Origin of the sequence: uncultured Gordonia sp., from assembly GCF_937858515.1 — a bacterium.
Classification (GTDB): Bacteria; Actinomycetota; Actinomycetes; order Mycobacteriales; family Mycobacteriaceae; genus Gordonia.
Map to the genome: position 1 here is coordinate 22,964 of NZ_CALLZT010000010.1, position 20,964 is coordinate 43,927.

The window sequence follows — 20,964 nt, forward strand, 5'->3', positions numbered from 1 at the left end:
CGACCGACAGATTGTCGCGCCTGCCTGGGGCCATCATGATTCCGCTTCCGTACTGGGTTGCTGGTCGGGATTCCAGGGGGTCTGGCCGGCCAGATGGTCGGCGCGGATCAGCTTGGCGACGTCGAGGCCGGCTTGTTCGCCGGCCTCGAACAGCTTGGTGAACTGCTCATTCTTGAGGACCTGGTTCAACGTCGAGTAGCCGGGGAACTGTTTGTCGCGGGCCCCGTACTCCGCGAGATCGCGGCTCATGGAGGTGCTGATCTGCAGCTTGGCGTAATAGATCACGCCGTCGATGCCTGAGCCTGATTCCCATCTGAAGGAAATACGTGCGGCCATTGACGCGGGGGACGTCAGGCCGTCGCCGGGTGGCGAGACAGGTGCGAGTTGGCCATCGAGATCCTCGATGGTCAGAGGTGTGCTGAACTCTTGTTGCGCGAGGGCGATCGCCTCGCGCAGGGTGGTGAATCTGCCGGGCGCATCACCTGATGCGTCGATGCAGATGATGCGGGTGCTGCCGCGACGGAGTTGTTCGATGAGCCCGAGGTTGTCCCAATGCCCGCCGTCGGTGGCGAAGATAAAGTCGTCTTCCTTCTCGTACCAGCCCAGGATCTCCTTGGCGAGATAGGCGATGCGCGGTTTGGGTCGAGGACGGACCCTGCACGTCGGATTCGGCAGCCAGACTCCGAGGTCGGCATTGCAGGCGGCGAGCGCTGCATTGGTCGATCCCAGACTGTGCCGTCCCATCGCGGAGGAAAACGCCGCGCCGGTCACCGCCAACCACGCCGAGACGTGCTCGATGCGCGGATACGCACGCCAGGAGAGAACCCCGCTGATCCCTGCGGCGTCCAGAAGATAGTCATCGAGGGGCCGTACCAGGTTGCCGCAGGTCACCTGTGTGGGGGAGATCGTGAACGACTCGGCGGGCTCGGCTCCGGGTCTCAATCCGGTGCGTTGCTGTGCGCAGCAGAGGATCAATTCGGGCACGTTGTTCTTGTCAGCGAGCCACGCCCAGGTACCAGGGCGGTTGTCGGTACTGATCGTGCGCCGAAGCGTGTCGATGTTGGGCGGTGTCGCATTCTCCCGGTTCACCTGCCGGATGTCTGCCGGGAACGGTGGTCCGTGGCGCCACCGAAGGGGGCTTGCTGCGTCCGTACTCACACCGTCGAAGCTGCGCGTCAAGCGCCCGCCGTACAACTGCGCCAGGGTCGGCGAGTTGGCACTGAGGAACAGGTACGCGACCACGACGACGGCGACTGTCGCGAAGAATGCTTTCGGGTCGGCGACCCACACCGGAATCCTGAACAATTTCTCGGAGCTTGCGCCTACCGCAGCGGCACCGGCGACGCCCAGCCCGCACAGCAGGAGCAGCAGAGCGAGAAGCACGCCGAACAGCCGCGGCAGGTTCGTCCACAGCTTTCCTGCAATCCGACCGGTCGCGGTCTTGCCAGACTGGCTCCACAGCGTGGCGAGGATCGCGGTGGCCCCCGCACCGCCTATGCCGAGCATTCCTAGGGCCTGGCCGTCGGCGCTGGCGTCGTCGGCGCCGGCGTTCTCGGCGACCACACTCAGAATCACCGGTGCCACGCCGGTGTACAGGAAGATGACGGCACCGCCGACGATGATCCCCGCACAGAATTTCCACAGCAGGTTGACTGCGCGGAGCAGCGAGACTGCCACGAGCAGCCCGAGGCCGAAGACGGCGACAAACACACCTGGATTGGCCCAATTGACGGGGACGGCCGCGACTCCCGCCATATCATCGGCGCTTCCGGAATACTGCGAAAAAAGGAACGGGAGCGTGAGAATCTTGCCGAGCAGCCACGCTGGTATATAGGTGATGGCGGCAATTGTGGACAGCGTACTGACGGTGCAGAACAGCACCCACAGCACTGGTCCGAGGAGCCCACCCGGGCCGTTGAGCAGGTATCGCATTGGTGTGAACCAGGGAGTTCTCGCGTTCGGTGCGACCCGGTCGCGAACGCTTTCTGCGGTGTTCCGACCGCCTCCCGGCATGCTTTCCCCCGCCCGGTCGAGCACCCAGGCGGTACCGGCCCATGACCCGCCGGAGACAGCGGTCAGCCGGTGGACAGTATCGATGATCGGCTGACGGGAGCCGTCTACCTCCGCCACGCACTGGGACTCCAACGAGGACAGGGCTCCGAGGGCGAAACCGGTTGCACGGATTCCGCCGCCGCTCAAGCACACACCCCGCTGCTGTTCTCTGCCGGCGAGGATGGCGGGTTCCTCGAGGAGGTGTCCTTGCGCAGACACTGAAGCGGGAGTGGCGTCCTGCGGTTCCATTCCAGGCCGTGCCAGTAGTACGGCAATCGACATCACACACACGACGAGCAGGATCGCGGCCAGCGCCCATTTCAGGGACGCGAAGGTGGTGACGAACCGTGCCAACGTCATATGGGCCACTTCGCAGCCGCCGGTGGTGCACTGGACGGCGAAGAAGGAGGGGGTGTTCTCCACGATATCGATGCCCGCGACAACGAAGGGCAGGCATTTGACGGACTTCGCTACCGCCGTTAGTTGTGGTGCCCGGTACCGCCACCAGCCGACCTTGATGACCACGCAGGCGGCAATAAGGTACGCGAGTATGAACAAAAAATCCCACCCGATGACCATATTGCGGTTCACCGAAGCGCATTCGGCCAGCTGGTTCTCGGAATCGCTGCCCGGGAGCGCCGCGAACTGAATATATAGTGACAGATTGCTTTTGCATGTGCCGGAATTCGCGGATATTCCCCCCAAAGCCAGTACCGCAAATATTGCCGCCAGCGACAGCGCGGCAATCGCAAGCAGTCCGTATCTATGACGCGACGCGAACGATCTGATGCGCGACGCGAACGATCGTCGGGGGATCTCATCGAGTTCACCTGTAGGATTCTGGTTATCGTCGCTCACCGCATCATTCTGTGCCATCTACGCAGCCATCGATCACAATTTCTGAGAATCGGTACAGAATGTTGAAGGTTCGGACACAATTGTGAATGCCTGTCGGGGGCGGCCTGGCCCGAACGACGCGCGGATTCTCGACATCGAAACCAACCGCAGAACAAGAGAATAGGGCGCGGCAGATTGTCAGTAGCCGACCGAACGCATGGGGGCCGGGTTCCACAGGCCGGAGCGGCGGGCGGTGCCGAGGGTGAGGTCGGCCGGTGGGGCGGGGACGATCTCGGTGAAGCGTTGCAGGCCACCCCAGTCGCGACCCCAGTTGTTGCGCAGGTAGGTGGGGACCAGCGTCGGGGTGAGCAGGCCGGTGCTGATGCCGAGGGGGCCGCCGGACTTGCCCGACATCCAGGTCTGGCTGTTCTTCTTGGTGGCCTCGGCGTCGGGCATGATCCGCCACTTGGGCACTTCCAGGATGCCGTTCTGCACGCGCATCGGGCGTTGGCAGGGGAACACCAGCCCGACGACCCAGTCGATGAACACCGGGTCGGTGCTGCCGACGACGTCATTGAGGGTGGCCAGCTTCGGAACCCGGGGTGGGGTGAGCGCCACCCACTGACCGGGGGCGGCCTTTTCGTCGACGACGATGCGGACCAGGGTGGCGCGGGGCGGTGCGTCGGCGAGGGGGAACCGCAGGTTGCGCCACGTCGGCGGGTCGATGACGTCGCGCGGGGCCAGGCGGGCGATGGGAAGAACGGCACCGTTCTTGCCGGTACGGCCGAACTCGGCGACCACCGTGCGGCCGGGAACCGCCGCGCCGACGGGATCGGTGGCGGCGACGAAGCCGGCGACGGCGACGGTCAGCAGCGGCCGGTCCGCCGACCGGGCGGGCAGCCGGTACCAGCCGGTGGTCAGCGACGACGTTCCCGGCGTGGTGGCGTTGCCGAGAACGGGGGTGCGGGCGGGGTCGAGGCCGAACGGCAGGCGTGCCGTCGAACCGTTGATGCCGGGTGCACGGGTGCTCGCCGGGGTCACCGGTGTTCCGCCGGATTCGGTGTCACCGGTTTCGGTGTCGCCGGTTTCGTCACTTCCGGAATCGTCTGTGCTGTTGGTGCTTTCAGTACTGCCGGAGTCCCCGGCGCCGGCCGACTCGTCCGTACCCTCGTCGGTGGCCTCCTCCTCGGTGGCGTCGATCATCACCGATTCGGGGATACCGTTCGGGGTGAAACCGGTTGAGCGTCCGGCCAGTGCGACGGCCGCGGACGGTGTGGGCTTTCCGCCGACGGCGGCGGGTGTGAGCAGTGCGGTGGTCGGATCTGCCTCCACCATGACGTCCTCGGCCAGCGCACACGAATTTCCCTGGAATGCAGCGATATTCGACTTGGCCCACGACCACGAATCACGCTGTCCATAGGCGCCTTTGGCCAGTGAGGCCACCATGAACAACACCATCAGCAGTGAGATCACCGGCAGCGGAGCGAATTTAAGCTTCGAATACCAGTGGTCACCGCCGCGGGTGCGAGTCTGCTCGTCGACGAAGTCGTCGCGGAAGTGGAACCACAGCCCGGCCAGCGCGGTGACAATGGCCGCGGCCAGGATGAACCAGTACAGGTCGACGCCCGCGATCCGGGGCGCCCGATCCCACCACGGCACACCGTAACTGCCGACGAACCAGTAGCCGTTGGGCCCGGCGAACGAGATTCCCATGATGACGAGCACGGCGGCGGCGAAGAACGTCCGGTTGCGCCGGGACCGCAGAATCGCCGGCGACATCATCGCACCGGCCACCGCGGCCAGCGCGCCCGCGATACCCGCGTACACACCGAAGTGGTGCGTCCACTTGGTGGGGGTGAACGAGATCAGGAACATCGTGCCCAGGGTGACCGCCACCAGGCGCCAGATGGGTGCGCGGGCAATGCCGTTCGGGTGTTCGCGGCGCAACAGCCGCAGCAGGACGACGACCAGGCACAGGATCATCGCCAGCACCCCGAACCGGCGCGCGAGGGTGCCGTCGGCGGTGGGCAGATCGAGCCAGTAGTACCGCACCGGCTCCTGCCACCACTCCATCGTCGGGCCGACGTCGGTGGCCACCCTGCTGCCCTCCAGCAGCACCCCGAGCGGCTGGTCGGCGAAGATCTGGAACAGCACCGCGGTCCCGGCGGCCAGGATGGGTGCGAGCATCGCCGCCAGGCTGAGCCACCGGTCCTTCGGCTCGAGCCGGGTTACGACGGTCTTGACGATCGGCCGGATACCGGCCAGCAGCGCGGCTACCGCCATCAGCCCGCCGGGGGCCAGTGCCAGCGTGAACGCGGCGGTCACCACACCCACCGCGTACGGCAGCAACCTGCGGGTGGCGATGGCCCGCTCCACGCAGCACCAGGTGAGCAGCGCACCGACGGCCTCGGCGGGTTCGGGCCGCAGACCGTTGTTGTACGGCAGCCACATCGCCAGGAATACGAACGCCGCCGACCACACCGCGGGCGACGAATGCCGCACCGTGCGGCCCAGCCGCCCGATCACCTCCCGGCTGATCAGCCACCAGCCGAGCAGCCCGAGCGCGAACGCGGGCAGGCGCATCCACGGCCCGGCGACCGAGATCTGCGACATCCACGAGATCACCTGGAAATGCCAGCCGAACGGGTCCTGCGGCACCCCGAAATAGCGGAAATAGTTGTCGGCGTAACCGGCGTCGGCGGTGATGCGGCCGACGACGAAGTTGTAGCCGTCGTCGGAGGTGTTGGCGCCGGCGATCCACCAGAAGCCCAGGATCGCGGCCACCACCACGTCGGGCGGACGGATGCTGAACCAGCCCGCAGGAAGGAAACGTCGATGGCGGCGGCCGTCGCGGACGTCGAGCATGTGCAGCGCCACCAGCGACGCCAGCGTCAGCAGCACACCGAGGACGATCGCGACGAGTTTCAGCACCGTGGGGGAGGACACGTACCGGGTGTCGATCGTGGCGTGCAGCGACAGTCCGTCGCGCGGAACGCCGGCGGGCAGCGCGGTGTAGACGCCGACGATCTGCGGACGCATCTGCTGGTCATCGAGGGTGAATTCGGTCTGCGGACCGTCCTCGTCGTCGGGGTCCGCCGACGCGGGGATGCCGGCGAACCGCGCCTGGGTGCGGGTGCCGTCGGCGGAGAACTTGATGCGGCAGTCCGGATTCGACTGCGCGGCACGACGATCGGTGCTCACCAGCACCAGGTCACGGTCGGTCACCGTCAGCGAGTCTGCGGTGGCCCGGACGAAAAGTCCACGTGCCGAGGCGGATTGGCCCTTCGACGGCATCGTCGACACCAGGACGCCGCCCTCGCGGGGCAGGTGCGCAGCCAGCGAACATGGCACCGTCATCGACATGTCGATCGGCACGAACGAGGCCAGTGGTGCCGACACATTGCCGACGGAGTCATTCTGCGGCCAATTCAGTTCGGCCGTGGTCTGTTTCACCGGCAGCAGCGGCATCGGGATCGCCAGGACGGCACCGATCAGGCCGGCGACGACGGCGACGATTCGCCACAGCCGGGTGCGGTCCGGTGCGGCGGTGCTCGTGCCCGGTGCTGTGTCAGTCGTCATCGGTGTCCGGCTCCAGCCTGATCGAACTGGTCCGCGACCAGCCCCACTGTGTGATGTCGGTGGCTCGCACGGCGGCCGGGGGCGGGTCGGGCGCGAACGGGATCAGCCGTTCGAGCGCGCCCCAGTCGCGCACCCAGTCGTCCTTCAGATATGTCGGCACCGCCTGCGCCGTGGTCGTGGCCTGCGAGATGCCGAGCAGACCGCCGTCGGTGCCACGCTGCCACGTCTTGGACTGGGAGTTGGCGACGATGTAGTCGGGCAGGATGCGCCAGCGGGGCACCTCCGCAACGCCGTGCCGAACCTGCATCGGTCGCTGACACGGGAAGTGTGCTGCCGCACTGAAATCGATCAACGTCGGGGTGTTCTCGCCCACCACCTGCTGCAGGGTGCGTAGCCGCGGCGCCCGGGGGCCGGTGATGGCGATGAACTGTTTCGGACCAAGATTGTTGTCCAGCAACGACAATCGCATCACCGTGGCGTCAGCGGGTACCCGCGACATCGGGATGCGGAGGTTGCGCCACGGCATGTTCATGATCTGTGGGCCGGGGTCGATGGGCAGCACATCGTCCCCGAACTTCTCGAATTGTCCTGCCGGGCCCCCTTTTCCGAACTGGACCACCAGCTTCTGGCCGAAGGTGCGCACCCCGTAGGCGTCGACGGTGGAGACGGCCCCGGCGGTGGCGAACACCAGCAACGGTGACACCGAACGCCGCGCGGGCAGCTCGTACCAGCCGGTCGTCAGCCGGGCCTCACCCCTGTATCCGTAACTGCCGAGCACGGGGGTGCGCGCCGGGTCCAGACCGAATGGCAATGCGGCGGTCGAACCGTTGACCGTCTTGGGTCCGGTGCCGCCGGTGGTGCCCGCACCCAGGCCGCCGGTGACGATGAACGCCTTGGCGACGGTGTGGTCGACGTTCATGCGCCCGGGGCGGCGCACCTGGCCCTTGGGATACAGGTCGGTGGGGATACCGTCCGGGGTGAAACCGACGGACCTCGTGCCCGACAGCGCTTCGGTCGCCGAGAGTCCACCCGCGGGTGTCAGCATCCCCGCATTGGGGTCGATCTCCACCAGCACTTTGTCGGCCAGACCACAACTGTTGCCGCCCAACGCATTCAGATGCTCCGACAGGATGGTGGGGGCGGGTGCGCGGGTGATCGCGGCCTTGGCGAACACCACCACGTCGACGAGCAGGATGAGTGCGGCGATCACCGCGATCGGCGACGACGCCGCCAGCAGCCGCCGTCGGTCACCCGCGTCACCGGTGTGTGCGCTGTCGGTGTGCGCGATACCCCGGTGCGCGACATAGTCCTGGCGCAGATGCTGCCAGGCGGCCAGCGCGGCGGCCAGCACCGCCAGCGCCAGCGCCGCAGCGGACAGGTCGATGTTCAGAATCCGCGGGGCCCGGTCGAACCAGGCGATGTCGAAGTCGTAGACGTAGGCCCACGCGTTGTACCCGGCCAGTGCCGCCGCCATCGCGAACAACAGCCCGGAGATGAACACCGTCAGGTTGCGGGTGGAACTGCGTGCCGCGGTCACCACCGCCACGGTGGCCGTCGCGGCGAGCGCCGCGCCGAGCCCGGCCAGCACCCCGAACTGGATGGTCCACTTGGTGGGCGTGAACGCCAGCAGCAGCAGGGTCACTCCGACACCCCCGATCAGCCGCCATACCGGACCGTTGTTCAGGCCCGGAATGTGGCTGCGCCGCAACAGAACCGCCACGGTGACCACGACGCAGGCGAGCAGGAGCAGCAGCGGCACGCGGCGGGCCAGCGCGGCGTCGTCGGTGGCCACCGACATGAAGTAGTACCGCATGAACTCCTGGTACCAGGGGATGACCGGCCCCACGCTCCACCGGATCTTGACCGTCTCGTAGACGGTGGCCAGGGTCTGTTCGCGGAACATCACCACCAGCACCAGCGTCCCCGACGCGACCAGCGGTGCGGCCAGGCTCACCGCCGACAGCCACCGTGAGCGGTCGTCGCAGCGATCGAGCAGTACGTGCAGCATAGGCCGGGCGGCGACCAGCAGGATCGCCACTCCGATCACCCCGTGCGGCGCCACCCCCAGCGTCAGCCCCGCCGTCAGCGCGGCCAGGGCCGCGGGCAGCAGCCGCCGCGTCGTGATTGCCGATTCGGCCGCCCACCAGGTGAGCAGCGAACCGAGCACGATGACGGTCTCGCTGCGCAGGCCGGACGCGAACGGCAACCAGAATGCGGCAAACGTCAGCGCCGCCGCCCACACCGGCCAACCGCCCCGGCTGACCGCTGGCCCGAGGCGCGGCAGCAGCACCCGCGACAGCACGAACCACGACACCAGGCCCGCGACGAGCTGCGGCACGTGCAGCCACAGCAGCGACGTCGACACCGACGACCAGTGACCGAGGAACGAGTAGTACCAGTCGAACGGCGCCTCGGGGATGCCGTAGAAGCGGTAGTAGTTGGCCAGGTAGCCGAAATCATCCGCGGTGCGGCCCATGTTGAGGATGTAGCCGTCGTCGGGCGAACCGGCGCCCAGGAACGTCCACACCGCCAGCGTCGTCGTGACCAGCACATCGGTCGGGCGCATCCGCACGAGCCGGGACACTGACGGCCGCGACCGCGCACCGAACCGGGCTCGATCGAGCTGCCACAGCGCCCACAGCGCGACCAGCACCGCGAGCACCGCGACGGCCATCACCAGCAGTTTGATCGCCGACGGTGAGTTCTCGTACCGGTTGTCGACGGCCACGCTCATCCGCAGGCCCCCGGCGGCCTTGATCTGCGCGGCCTTGATCTGCTCGGGGGGCAGGTCGCTGTAGATGCCGTTGACCTTGGGGCGTTTGTCGGGTTCGAGGGTGGTCGCCGGACCGGCGCCGACGAACCGCGCACCCGGTCCGGTGGGGGCCGACCAGATCCGCAGGACCGAGCATCGGCGCAGGTCGGCGCGGGTGGCGCGGGCGGCGACATTGTTGCGGAAGGTGACGGTCACGGCGTCGCGGGTGGCGATCACGAACATGCCCGAACCCTTGGCGTTCGGTGCGTCGTAGGGTGTCGTCGACACGACGACCGTGGGCCGGGTGACGGTGGTTCCGGCGGTTTCCCGGATACCTGGGGCCTGCGAGGTGGCGGGTGCGTCGGCGAGCAGCGAACACGGGATGCGCGCGTCGAGCGTGCGCGGGGTCTGCGCGATCAGCGGCGCCGACACGGAAGAGTTGTCCCCGCTCAGCTTCTGCCCCTGCGGCCAGGTGATCGTCGCCTCGGTGGTGGTGACCGGCAGCAGCGGGGTCAGCGCACACGCGAGGATGCCGATCAGTCCGGCCACCAGGGCGATCAACCGCAGCCTGGGTGCGGTGGGATCGGGAAGCCGGGTGCTGGTGGACACGATGTCTGATCGTATGCCACCGGCGATTGTGCGCAGTACCGCATCAGCACTCCGGAGGGTTCAATACCCTCGGGTACTCGGTTGTCGGAATACTCAGTATCGCAGGTGCGCCGGACTCCACAGGCCGCTGCGGGTGACCGTGCGCTTGACGATATCGGCCTCCTGCGTCACCCCGTTGTACGGCGTAAACCGTTCCAGGGCGCCCCAGTCGCGCCCGATGTCGCCGGGCAGGTACGTGGCCAGAGCCGTTGGCTGCTGCGACAGCTCCATCCAGCCGACCGGGCCGCCACCGAAGGAGTTCTGCCACGCCGACACCGCCGCCGCCAGATCCGCTCCGGGCTTGATCCGCCACCGCGGGATCTCGGCGACCCCCGCACGATGGGTGAACGGGCGCTGGCACGGGAACGCCAGCCCCGACGTCCAGTCGATGTGCACCGGATCGTCGCTGCCGACGACCTCCTGTAGCGTCGCCATCTGCGGAACCCGGGGCGGGGTGAGTGCGACGAACCGTCCGTCGGACAGGTTGTCGTCGACGACGCGCACCCGCACCGCGGTGATGCCGGTGGGCAGGTCGTCGGTCTCGTACCGCAGGTTGCGCCACGACGGCCGCGGTCCCGGGTCGATGAGGGTGGTCTCACCCGTCGTGAACAGGTCGTCGTCCCGGATGCCGGGGGTGATCGGGGTGGTGGTGTATTCGAGCATCACCTCGGGGGTGTCGAACTGCCCGGCCACCGACATCGTCAGCAGGGGACGGTCGCGCCAGTTCGCGGGCAGCGCGTACCAGCCGGTGGTGAGTCGCGCCGGGACGGGGTCGGTTTCGGAGTAGCTGCCCAGCACCGGGGTGGTGGCCGGGTCGAGCCCGAACGGCAGCGCGGCATGGCTGCCGTTGACGCCGGGGGTGTCGAGGACTCCGCCGCCCGTACCGCCCGGATTGGATCGCAGCACGTCGGGTGCGGCCGTGGCGTTGCCGGCGAGCACACCGAGCGATCCCGACGACGTCACCGAGTACAGCTCGTCGGGCACCCCGTCCGGGCTGAAACCGTAGTTGGCGTCGGCACCGGGCCGGGCCGGCGAACCACCGAGCGGATTCTCCAGCGTGGCGTCGACAGGTGTCAGCATGTCCCGGTTCGGGTCGGTCTCGACCCAGACCTTGTCGGCCATCGCGCACTGCTTACCGGTGAGCGCGGCCAGATTGGACTGCGGCACCGAGAATGAGCGGCTCTGGTTGATGCCGGTGAAAATGGCCGTGAGCAGCTCGAACGCGACGACGGCCGCCGCCAGGTAGGCGAGCGGGGCGCCGGCCACCGAACGCCACACTCGGCCGAGGGCGAGTGCGGCGCGGCCCGGTTCGGGCGCATCGGTGTGCGGACGTTCGGTGGGGTCGGCGCCGACGAACGGTTCGCGGAAGTGGAACCACAACGCCACCACCAGCAGCGCGAGCGACGCGTACAGGAACGCCTCGTGCAGCATCACCGGCCCGAACTTGGTCTGTGCCCAGCCCCACGGCATCCCCCATGCCGAGTAGTAGTAGTACGAGTTGGGGGAAGCGAACGAGAAACCGCCGATGAACAGCACCAACGCCGCGAACAAAGTCCGGTTGCGGCGGGAGTGCATCGCCGAATGGCTTGCCGCGATGGCGGCGATCGCCGCGAGTGCCGCAGCGAGCCCGGCGAACACCCCGAAGTGGTGTGTCCACTTGGTGGGGGTGAACATCAGGAACACCAGCGAGGCGAAGGTGATCCCGACGATGCGTCGCGACGGGCCGAGCGCGGTGCCGGGGATACGGTTCTTGCGGATCAGCACCGATGCCGATACCACCAGGCCCAGCAGCATCGCCAATACCGCGAACCGCCTGGCCAGGGAGCCGTCGGCAGAATATGAGAACAGTGCGGTGTACCGGCTGATCTCGTCGTACCAGTGCATCGACGGACCCAGGTCGGTCTTCATCGACGACGAGTCGGTGAACGACCGTAGCGTCAGATCCGAGAACACCACGAACAGCACGAACGTGCCGGCCGCCAGGATCGGGGCGATCAATGCCGCCGACGACCACAGGTCGGCGGGTTTCGGTATGCCGGGCCGGTTCGTGCGCGGGGCCCGGTCGGTGTCGGTGGTGAGGTCGGTGATGACCCGTGCCCGCTTGACCAGCGCGGTGATCATCGGCCGGGCGCCGGCGATCAGCGCCGCCACCGCCAGCAGCCCGGTCGGCCCGGCGGCCACGCTGAACGCGCCGAACAGGCAGGCGAGCGCGGCCGGCAGCAGACGTCCGGTGGCGATGGCCCGTTCCACCGAACACCAGGTGAGCATCACGCCCAGGCAGATGATCGGTTCGGGCCGCAGACCGTTGTTGAACGGAAACCAGGAGGCCAGGAACACGAACGCGGCCGTCCAGCCGACCACCGGCCGGGCCAGCGCGGCCCGACCCAGGCGCGGCAGGATCTCGTGGCTGACGATCAGCCATACCGCGATGCCGCAGGCCAGCGCGGGCAGCCGCACCCATGGGCTGGCCACCGAGATCTGGCTGAGCCAGCCGAACACCTCGTAGTACCAGCCGAAGGGTGCCTCGGGCGCCCCGTACCAGCGGAAATAGTTGGCCGTGTAGTCGCTGTTCTGCGCCACCCGCGACATGGTGAGCAGGTAGCCGTCGTCGGAGGTGTTGGGCCCGACCAGGTGCCACACCAGCAGTGCCCCGATCACCACGTAGTCGCGGGGCCGCAGCCGCCACCAGCGGGCCGGGAAGATCCGTCGGTGGCGCCGGCCGTCGGTCGCGTCGAGGGCGGCCAGCGCCGCCAGCGAGAGCAGGGTGCACGCGATGCCGATGATCAGCGTCAGCAGCTTCAGCAGGGAGGGGGAGGTGGCGTACCGGGAATCGATGACGACGTGCGCGTTGAGCCGGGCCAGGTCGTCGGCCGAAGTTGCCGGTGGTGCGGATGTGAGCTCGGATACGTCGCCGGTCAGGTCGGTGAACAGGCCCGTCACCTGCGGTCGTTCGTCGGCCTGATAGGTGGGGGAGATGCGGGTCGCGGTGGTTCCGGCGAGCGGTGTGCCGTCGTCACCGCTCATGCCGACGAACTCGGCGCTGACCTCGTCGGCGGTGGCCCGGACGGTGATGGCGCGGCAATCCTGGGCCCGCATCTGCGCCACGGTGGCCGCGACGATCGGCACATTGCGGATGACGACCTCGACAGAAGTCCCGTTGCTGCTACCGGTCTTGCGGACGATCAGGCCGCGTTGCGCCGACTTCTCGGCGTCCTTCGGTGTGGTTGACAGCAACACGGTGCCGTCGGGTCCGAGGTGATCGATCGCCGCACACGGGATCGTCGCCGACATTGTGACCGGCACATACGCCGTCAGCGGCGCCGACACCGACGTCACCGGCCCGGTCTGCGCGGGCCAGTCGATTTCGGCGCTGGTCTGCTTCACCGGCATCAACGGTGTGGCCAGGGCAAGTACCAGTCCCAGAAGTCCGGTGACGATGGCGAGAAGTTTTGCTCGTCGAACGGTCGGCGCTGGCACAATCAGTGATCGTAGTCGCCGGGTACCAGCCGACGAGCTCGGCCAGGCGCCTCGCACCTGAACGGGCGCCGCTGAACCGGCTAGCCGACGAGCTCGGCCAGGCGTCTGACCGCGAACTCGTAGCCGCGGATGCCGTAACCGGCGACGATGCCCGACGCGATCGGCGACACATACGAATGCTGCCGGAACTTCTCCCGTTTGTGCACGTTGCTGATGTGCACTTCCATGATCGGCACGTCGGGGATCACCAACGCGTCGGCCAGGGCCACCGAAGTGTGCGTCCACCCCGCCGGATTGATGACTATCCCGCTGATCTTGCCCACCGCCTCGTGGATGGCGTCGATCATCTCGCCCTCGTGGTTGGTCTGCAGCGCCCGCACTCCGAAGCCGAGTTCGGCGGCGGTGCGTTCGGCGAGCTCGACGACGTCGGCAAGGGTATCGGTGCCGTACACCTCCGGCTGCCGCGTCCCGAGCGTGTTCAGGTTGGGCCCGTTGAGCAGCAGGATCGGCAGGTGAGGTGATTGCGGGGTCTCAGTCATGGCGACTACGTTATGCGGTCCGGCGCACCGCACCTACCCGATGCCATTTTCATGGCACCATTGATGCCATGAGAACAACCATCGATCGCTCGGGGCGCATCGTCGTCCCGAAGGAACTGCGTGCGCGGATCGGACTCGAGCCGGGCGAAATAGAGATCACGGTGTCGGGCAGCGCGCTGGTGATCGAACCCGTGGTGACCGATCAGCTCATCGAATCGGATGGCCTGCTGATGCTTCCCGCGGGTGGTCCGGAGCTTTCAGCCGACGACATCCGGGAGCTGCGCCTTGGCGACCAACGCTGACCTGATCCTTCTCGACACGAGTGCCGCGATCGCACTTGTGCGGCCAGGTCAGGACGGTCATGACAGCGCGGTCGCCGCTGTTCGCGGGCGACAGCTCGGATTGAGCGGGCATGCGACATTCGAAACGTACTCGGTACTGACCAGGCTTCCACCGCCGCAACGGTTGTCGGCGGCGGCCGCGGCCCGGCTCATCGCCACCAATTTCCCGCAGAGCCGGTTCCTCCCAGCTGAACGGTGTGCCGATCTGATCGGGTCCTTCGCGGCGCTGGGCATATCAGGTGGATCTGTATACGACGCGCTCGTCGGTGCCGCCGCAGTCCAGCACGGCTTGCCGCTGCTGACTTTCGATCGTCGTGCCGAACCGACCTATCAGGCCGTGGGTGTAACGCTGCTCAGTGCCTGAGACCGTTCCACATGGGCCGTAGGTGTGACACTGCTCAGTGCCTGAGACCGTTCCACATAGGCATCAGTTGGCGAGGTTGAGGGCTTGCTGTGCGGCTTTGGCGACGCTGCCCCGGTGGAACGGGCCGTGGCCGGCAAGCAGAGTGTCGGCGTCGAGGGTGGTGAAGTGTTCGACGGCGCGCCGGTTGGCGGCGGCGTCGTGCTGGAACGCGCCGTGCAGGCACTGCGGTCCGGTGATGCGGGAGACCTCGTGACCGCTGACAAGGGAGTCACCGGACACCAACCCCTGGCCGCCGGCGACGAGGTAGGCGCTGTGACCATCGGTATGTCCGTGTGCGGCAACGGGTTCGGGAGAACCTGGCAGATCGAGAGGGCCGGTCTGGCCGAAAGCTATTCCGTCGAGACCTTTGCGGCTGAGCACGCCGAGCGGGGTCACCCGGCTCAGCCACCGCAGCACCAGCGGCCAATTGCGTAGCGGGATGCTCGCCAGGGTGGCCGCGTTGGCCTGTTGGAGATAGTCGCGTCGGGCGTGGGCCACCTCGATCGGATCCATGTAGACGTCGAATCCGTAGCGCTGCTGGAGTTTCACCAGCCCGCCGAGATGGTCGACGTGGGCGTGGGTGAGCAGCGCGCCGCGGATGTCCTCGGGCCGTCGACCGATCCGCTCAATGGACTCCACCACGGCGTCGGCCTGCCCCGGATACCCGCCGTCGATCAGCGTGAGATCGGTACCCTCTTGCAGCAGAACCCAATTCACGACCTGTGTCTCCACCAGATACGCCGTCGACGCCCCGGCGTCGACCTGCGACACGATCATCTCACCCATGCTTACTCCTCACCTCTTAAGAACTCACACCAATTCGGAATCCTGATGTCACATCCTGGCACCAGGATTCCGATTACCTTGCTTTCCGGACTACCAGTACGAACGGACCGACCGCTGTGACCTGGAAATGGTTGTCGGCGAAGACCTTCGGGTTGAAGGTGACGGTGTACCGTTCGACGTTCGGGTCGTTGGGGTAGACGTCGCGGGCCAGGCGCAATGTGTAGCCATCGTCGCTGTGCCGGAACAGGAACACCTCCGGCGCGGGCCACGGCGACTTGTCGAGGTGCCCGATCAACTCATCGGGCGTCATCGACGTCGCCCAGTCGGCGATGGCCGCGGCACGTTTGTCGAACTCCGCCAACGGATTTGCGTAGTGCGAGGTGAGTCCCTGGAATCCGCGGTACGGATACACCGACAGGAATCCGTAGTCAGCGGTCAGCACGATCGTCTCGCGCGCCGGTGCCCCGGTCTGTTCGGCGATGAGCTTGTTGATCTGCGGGAAGTATGTCTCGGCGCCCGCGGGCCGTTTGTCGGCACGCTGGCCGGTGCCGTCGGTGTCGGTGTAGGCGATGGTGATGTCGGTGGACAGATGTCCCGGAATACCTTGCGCCACAGCCACGGCCGCGGCAACAGCCACGACGCCGACGACGGTCCGCACGTCGCCGAACTGCCGCACCGCCCACGAACCCAGCTCGGCGGCAGCAAAAACACCTGCGGCGGAAAGGATCGCCACCAGTACGGGTTCGAGGCGGAACGCCAGCAGGGTGGTGCCGGCGGCGGTCGCGGCCATCGACAACAGACAGAACAGGTATACGGCGACGACGGCGACACCCAGCGCCATCGCCAGGGTCCTTTCCCGGAACCGCAGCACCACCCAGATCAGCCCGGCCAGGGTGAGCGCCCCGAGCAGCGACCACTCGAACATCGGCATCGGCAGCCACGAACCACGTTCGGGCAGGTAGTGTGTCGCGGTTCCGGTACCCGCCGCCTCACCCGAGAGCCGGTCCCGCAGGTACGGCGCCCACACCGTCAGGGCCAAGACCCCCGACACCGCCGCCATCGCCACCAACCGCGCACCCACCGCGACGACGACCCGCCGCCGGGCCGCGCGCACCTCGGCCACCGGCCGGGAGGAGTTGCGGGCGGCCATCCACCCCGACCCCGCGAGATACAGCGCCAGCAGGCAGGCGACGAACGCGAACAGTCCCGCGTACAGCGTGTAGAACATCGCACACACGCCCAGGAACAGGCCCGATGCCGCCACCGCCGCCCAGCTCGTCCCACCGCGCAGGTCATCGACCACCCCGCCGGCCAGCCGCGATCGTCCGCGCAGCGCGTACAGCACGGTCGCCAGCATCGGGACGCCGAGCAGGATCAGCACCGCCGAATAGGGTTCGGGGGAGGCGTACATCAGCGTCGCCACCGTGACCGCCAGTGCGGCGGCGGCACCCTTGTCGGTGCCCACCATCCGGTTCCATAGCACCACCGCGATCGCCGCGGCCACGGCCATCGAGATGATCGCCCACGGCTTGTACGCCTCCCAGCCGTCGAGGCCGCGGGCGGCGGCGAATCGCCCACCCCACCAGAACCAGCCGGCCGGATAGTAGGGCGGCATGTCGGCGTACGTCATATCCGACAGATGCGGCGAGTCGGTGAGCCGCGTCAGGTATTCGGTGCGGAACTGCTGATCGACGCTGAGCCCGAACAGGTACAGCTTGGTAGCCCCCAACGGCATCCCGAGGGTCACGGTCACCAGCCCGGCCACGCCGATCACCGACGCCAGCAACTGCCCGACGGCCGACCGACCGTACCGGTACAGCAGCGCCGCGACCACCAGGAACGCGATCGACACGACCTGTCCGAGCGTCGTCAGTGACCGCGTCACATTCGACGAGTTGTAGGCCGGCCAGTCGACGGCCGCGATCACCTCGAGCCCGGCGAAAGCCACCACCCCGCCGACGACGGCCGCCACCACCAGTGCACCCGCCGACGACACGGGCGATGACCGGCCGGTATCGCCGGATGCGGGCACGGTGTCGGTCGCTGTAGCGGTCACGCCCTTCTTTGTATCAGCCGCCCCTTCGCCGGTTGAGGTGCGAGCTTGCGAGCCTCAACCAACGGGGGGATCTACACCGGCAGCTTGCGGAAGATGGGGCGCGGGACGTGCCGCAGCACCGACATGATGACGCGGAACGGGGCGGGCGCCCACACGATCTCCTTGCCCTTGTCGGCGGCGGCCACCACGAGCTTGCCCACGTCTTCCTTGTTCATGGTCAGCGGGGCCTCGGCGACGTGCGCCGACAGCCGGGTGCGGACCATTCCGGGACGCACCACGAGAACCCGGATACCGAATTCGCGCAGCGCCTCACCGAGGCCGAGATAGAACCCGTCGAGACCGGCCTTGGTGGAGCCGTAGACGAAGTTGGAGCGGCGCACCCGCTCACCGGCCACCGAACTCATAGCGATGATCTGTCCGAACCCCTGCGCACGCAGCTTCTGCCCCAGCAGCACACCCACCGACACCGCGGCCGTGTAGTTGATGTCGGCCTCGGCGACGGCCAGCTTCTGGTCCTGCCACGCCTGCTCGTCGTCGCCCTGGATACCGAACGCGACGATCGACACGTCGATGTCCCCACCGGCGAATGCCTTGTCGATGACATCGGGATGGGTCTCGGGGGCGCGGGCATCGAAGTCGATGCACTCCACCGACGACGCGCCGGCGGCCTTGAGCTGTTCGACGGCCGCGGCAGCCGCCGTATCGCCGGGGACCGTGGCCAGCACGACCCGCATCGACCCCTTCTTCAGATACTCCTCGGTGATGGCCAGCCCGATCTCGGAGCTACCGCCCAGGACCAGGATCGATTGGGGAACGCCGACGGCGTTGAACATCTATTTCTCTCTTTCAGTTCTGGTGCCGCTTCGTGATCCCTGAGGCCGAAGCGACCAATCATCTTGATCCCTGAGGCCGAAGTGACCAATCATCTTGATCCCTGAGGCCGAAGCGACGAAGGAGCGAGGGTCACGAAGGGTCCGGTGACCTTTCGACACCTGACGTGACCACCTCCCGCGACCGATCACGCCAGCTCGAGCCGCCGGCCCATGTCGGACATGAACACCCGATTCGGGTCAATACGCCGGCGCACCGCGATCCACTCGTCGATACGCGGGTACATCTTGTGGAAGTTCTCCGCCGACGTCCGCGAATCCTTCGCGGTGTACAGCCGCCCACCCATCGCCATGACCCGCTGGTCGAGGTCGGTGAGGAACTCGGCCAACCCCCGCTTGACGGGGAAGTCGACACACACGTTCCAGCCCTTGAACGGGAAGCTCAGCGGCGCCTTGTTGCCGTCGCCGAACAGCTTGATCACGTTGAGGAAGCTGACGTGCCCCGACGCCTGGATGTGCTCGATCGTGCGGGTGAACTCTTCTTCGTTGCCGGTGGGCACGATGAACTGGTACTGGCAGAATCCGCCGCCGCGGCCGTAGGCGTTGTTCCAGTCACCGAACACGTCGAGCATGTGATAGAACTGCGCGAGATTCTTGACCTTGCCCTCGCTCGGCGGGCCGATCCGGTAGTACGCCTCGCCGATCGAGCCGAAGCTCAGCTTGTTGGCCAGGCCCCGCGGGAAGACGTCGGGGAAGGTCAGCAGCGGCTTGTTGTTGAAGCTCAGCGGGTCCTTCTGGTACTTCGCGGGCAGCTCGTCGACACGGGCGAGGTTGCCGCGGCTGAACGTGCCGCGTCCGAGCTTGGGCGGGGCGCTGATGGTGTCGAACCAGCCGGAGGCGTACTCGTAGCCGTCCTCGAACCCGTCGGACAGATGCAGGTCGATGGTTTCCTGCAGCGAACTCGTGCGCGCGGTATCGGCGATGAAGTACGCGCTCTCGGTGCGCTTCATCTGGATCTTGGCCCGCAGCACGATGCCGGTGAGCCCGATACCGCCGATGGTCGCCCAGAAGATCGACGCGTCGGGGTCATCGCCGGAACCGTCCGGGGTCAGCGTGAGGATGCGCCCGTCGGCCACCAGCAGCTGCATCTCGACGATGTGATTGCCGAAGCTGCCCTGGCTGTGATGGTTCTTGCCGTGGATATCGTGCGCGATCGCCCCGCCGATGGTGACCTGCCGGGTGCCGGGCAGCACCGGAACCCACAGCCCGTACGGCAGCGCCGCCTGCATCAGCGCGTCGAGGCTGACGCCGGCGTCGAGGTCGACGGTGGCGGTGTCGGCGTCGATGGCGTAGATCCGCTGCAGCGGCGTCATGTCGACGGTCAGGCCACCGCTGTTCTGGCCGGACTCGTTGTACGAACGGCCCAGGCCACGGGCGATGACACCGCGCTTGAGGTAGTCGGGCTTGTCGGCGTTGTCGTCGGCGACTCGGGCGACGGCCTCGGCGATGACCTCGGGGTACGGCGTGGACAGTACGTGCCCGGTGATCGGTGTGGTGCGCGACCACCCCACCAGCTTCCGGGTTTCGATCGGCAAGAGCTCTTCTGTAGACATCGGGGCACAGAATACTCCTGAAAACCTGAGACTATTGCGGGCCCGAGTTGTGGAAGAACCACAGCGATGAGGTGGCCCAGATGCCGGCGAACGTGGCCAGCAGGATGCCGCCGGCGACGGGGACGGCCCACTTGGGCACCGATTCCCGCGTGAGCAGCAGCATCTTGGTGACGAAGACGCCGTACAGGAAGCAGCCGAGCACCGAATGCAGCAGGACGCGGGCATTGCGGGCGTCGAAGCCCAGGGAGTACAGGCAGTGCACCGCCACGGGGACCGTGACGAGCACCGCCAGCCGTCCCGTCCACACATGGACCACGCGCAGCGCCCGTTTCGGGCTCCCGGATCCTGCGCCCATCACCACCGCCGAAAGCACCTGGGTGAGTGCGAGCACAGCCGCGACGGTGGCCAGCCACGCCTTCATCGACGCAGGTCCGGAGAATCCCGCCACGTCGAAGGAAATTGGTTGCGCCTCATGGACTTTCGCGAACACGCCGAGTTCGATCGACACCGCGGCACCGACCAGCAGTGGGACGAACACGGCCGCCGGTGACGGCGACCGGGTGTCGGTGGGTACTCCGGGCGGATGCGGGTCCGGCGCCGGGTGCGCGCCACCGGGAGACACGTGGCCGGGAGGTACGCGGCCCGAGAACGGGGCCTGCTGGGTCGGGCCGAAACCCGCACCCGGCCCCGGATAGGGCGCCTGCTGGGCCGGGCCGAACGGGGCGGGAGGCCCAGGGTGGACACCCTGGCGGGCAGGTCCGGGCGGTGTACCGGGATGCTGGGGGCCGGGACGCTGGGGACCGGCCGGGTTCCCCGGCCGAACGATCGGCCGCGTCGCGTCGTCTGCCGGGGATCCGGCCAACTGGGGAGGCCGGGCGATCTGCTGCGTGGGCCGGGTGCTCGGCGTGTCCCGGCGCGGGGGTTGCCCCGGATTCCGAGGCTGGTCAGGATTCCGGGGCTGGTCAGGAGACATCGGCGGGGGCGGCCCCCCCTGTCCCCCAAAGGGGGGGGAGCCTGCCCCCCCCCCGCCGCAGGGGGGGGGGCGCGGGGG

12 protein-coding genes are annotated in these 20,964 nt (G+C 67.5%); 2 read left to right on the forward strand and 10 right to left on the reverse strand.

Annotated features, from left to right (window positions below):
* Nucleotides 1-33: 33 nt before the first annotated feature.
* The 5 genes from Q0627_RS00845 to aroQ form a co-directional block, all read right to left on the reverse strand.
* A complete protein-coding gene (locus Q0627_RS00845; RefSeq protein WP_298807179.1) occupies nucleotides 34-2,577 on the reverse strand; it encodes a hypothetical protein in 2,544 nt (847 codons plus the stop codon).
* 510 nt (nucleotides 2,578-3,087) lie between these two features.
* Nucleotides 3,088-6,468, reverse strand: a complete 3,381-nt coding sequence (locus Q0627_RS00850) for an arabinosyltransferase domain-containing protein (RefSeq protein WP_291012832.1) — start codon at nucleotides 6,466-6,468, stop codon at nucleotides 3,088-3,090.
* The gene (locus Q0627_RS00855) at nucleotides 6,458-9,832 is read right to left on the reverse strand and encodes an arabinosyltransferase domain-containing protein (protein ID WP_291012900.1); all 3,375 of its coding nucleotides are present in this window, start codon (nucleotides 9,830-9,832) and stop codon (nucleotides 6,458-6,460) included. The genes Q0627_RS00850 and Q0627_RS00855 overlap by 11 nt, the downstream gene beginning before the upstream one ends.
* A gap of 90 nt (nucleotides 9,833-9,922) precedes the next feature.
* A complete protein-coding gene (locus tag Q0627_RS00860) occupies nucleotides 9,923-13,345 on the reverse strand; it encodes an arabinosyltransferase domain-containing protein (RefSeq protein ID WP_291012830.1) in 3,423 nt (1,140 codons plus the stop codon).
* Between the two features lie 80 nt (nucleotides 13,346-13,425).
* Nucleotides 13,426-13,884 carry a type II 3-dehydroquinate dehydratase gene (gene aroQ, locus Q0627_RS00865; protein ID WP_291012828.1) on the reverse strand — a complete coding sequence of 153 codons (459 nt, stop codon included), beginning with the start codon at nucleotides 13,882-13,884 and terminating at the stop codon, nucleotides 13,426-13,428.
* A 68-nt stretch (nucleotides 13,885-13,952) separates the two neighbouring features.
* Between aroQ and Q0627_RS00870 the strand changes: the two genes are divergently transcribed.
* Nucleotides 13,953-14,186 (forward strand): AbrB/MazE/SpoVT family DNA-binding domain-containing protein, encoded by a 234-nt coding sequence (locus tag Q0627_RS00870; RefSeq protein WP_291012826.1) that lies wholly within the window; start codon nucleotides 13,953-13,955, stop codon nucleotides 14,184-14,186.
* Nucleotides 14,170-14,589 (forward strand): type II toxin-antitoxin system VapC family toxin, encoded by a 420-nt coding sequence (locus tag Q0627_RS00875; RefSeq protein WP_291012824.1) that lies wholly within the window; start codon nucleotides 14,170-14,172, stop codon nucleotides 14,587-14,589. The genes Q0627_RS00870 and Q0627_RS00875 overlap by 17 nt, the downstream gene beginning before the upstream one ends.
* Nucleotides 14,590-14,652: 63 nt before the next feature.
* Here the strand turns inward: Q0627_RS00875 and Q0627_RS00880 are convergent, their stop codons facing one another.
* The 5 genes from Q0627_RS00880 to Q0627_RS22445 form a co-directional block, all read right to left on the reverse strand.
* The gene (locus Q0627_RS00880) at nucleotides 14,653-15,414 is read right to left on the reverse strand and encodes an MBL fold metallo-hydrolase (RefSeq protein ID WP_291012821.1); all 762 of its coding nucleotides are present in this window, start codon (nucleotides 15,412-15,414) and stop codon (nucleotides 14,653-14,655) included.
* Between the two features lie 73 nt (nucleotides 15,415-15,487).
* Nucleotides 15,488-17,446, reverse strand: a complete 1,959-nt coding sequence (locus Q0627_RS00885) for an arabinofuranosyltransferase (RefSeq protein WP_291012897.1) — start codon at nucleotides 17,444-17,446, stop codon at nucleotides 15,488-15,490.
* 95 nt (nucleotides 17,447-17,541) lie between these two features.
* Nucleotides 17,542-18,303: a decaprenylphospho-beta-D-erythro-pentofuranosid-2-ulose 2-reductase gene (locus Q0627_RS00890; protein WP_291012819.1), complete on the reverse strand. Its 762-nt coding sequence runs from the start codon at nucleotides 18,301-18,303 to the stop codon at nucleotides 17,542-17,544.
* 185 nt (nucleotides 18,304-18,488) lie between these two features.
* Nucleotides 18,489-19,913 (reverse strand): FAD-binding oxidoreductase, encoded by a 1,425-nt coding sequence (locus Q0627_RS00895; protein ID WP_291012817.1) that lies wholly within the window; start codon nucleotides 19,911-19,913, stop codon nucleotides 18,489-18,491.
* A 31-nt stretch (nucleotides 19,914-19,944) separates the two neighbouring features.
* Nucleotides 19,945-20,775 carry a DUF6529 family protein gene (locus Q0627_RS22445; protein WP_367180747.1) on the reverse strand — a complete coding sequence of 277 codons (831 nt, stop codon included), beginning with the start codon at nucleotides 20,773-20,775 and terminating at the stop codon, nucleotides 19,945-19,947.
* Nucleotides 20,776-20,964: the final 189 nt, after the last annotated feature.